General features: G+C 66.5%; 1 protein-coding gene. It reads left to right on the forward strand.

Going from position 1 to position 865, the window contains the following annotated elements; genetic code table 11:
* Positions 1-588 precede the first annotated feature (588 nt).
* The coding region (locus FMEAI12_RS08260; protein ID WP_235013819.1) for a transposase at positions 589-865 on the forward strand (277 nt) is incomplete at its 3' end.

Consider the following 865-nt stretch of genomic DNA (forward strand, 5'->3'; position numbering starts at 1 on the left):
TGGTGGCCCGCAGCTCGGCGACGAAAGACGCCGAGATCCTTGTGCTCCGCCACGAACTCACCGTGCTACGCCGCCAGGTGTCCCGGCCCCGGTTCTGCTGGGCCGGCCCTCCACCCCAACGGAGATCCGCCAGCTGATCCTCCGCCTCGCCAAGAAGAACCCCGCTGGGGCTACCACCGCATCCACCGCGAACTCGTCCAACCCGGCTATCAGGTAGGCGCCAGTACCGTCTGGACGATCCTGCGCTCCGCCCACGTCGATCCCGCACCCCGCCGCTCCGGCCCCACCTGGCGACAGTTCCTGCACACCCAAGCCCACGCCCATCCTCGCCTGTGACTTCTTCACCGTCGACACCGTCTGTGCTGAGCAAGCTGTACGCGCTGTTCTTCATCGAAGTCGAACCCCGCCGGGTGCATCTCGCCGGTGTGACCCGCCACCCGACGAACAGCCGGGCCACCCCAGCAAACCCGTAACCTGCCCATAGCTCTGGGTGAGCGGGCGAGACGGTTCCGGTTCCTCATCCGTGACCGCGACACGACGTTCACCGCCGTCTTCGACACCGTCTTCACCACCGACAACATCGATATCGTGCGGACACCCGTACGGACCCCGGTCGCGAACGCTTTCGCGGAACGCCGGGTCGGTACCGTCCGCCCCGAATGCCTCGACCACCTCCTCATCCTCGGCGAACAACACACCACCGCCGTCCTCACCGACTACATCGACCACTACAACCACCACCGACCCCACCGGTCACTCCAACAACAGGCACCGCTCAGCACCGGCACCAGCCCACCGCCCGAACCCGACACCTCGACCGTTCGACATGATCGGCTCGGCGGGCTCATCCACGAATACCGGCAGA

It is taken from the genome of Parafrankia sp. Ea1.12, assembly GCF_900465275.1.
Classification (GTDB): domain Bacteria; phylum Actinomycetota; class Actinomycetes; order Frankiales; family Frankiaceae; genus Parafrankia; species Parafrankia soli.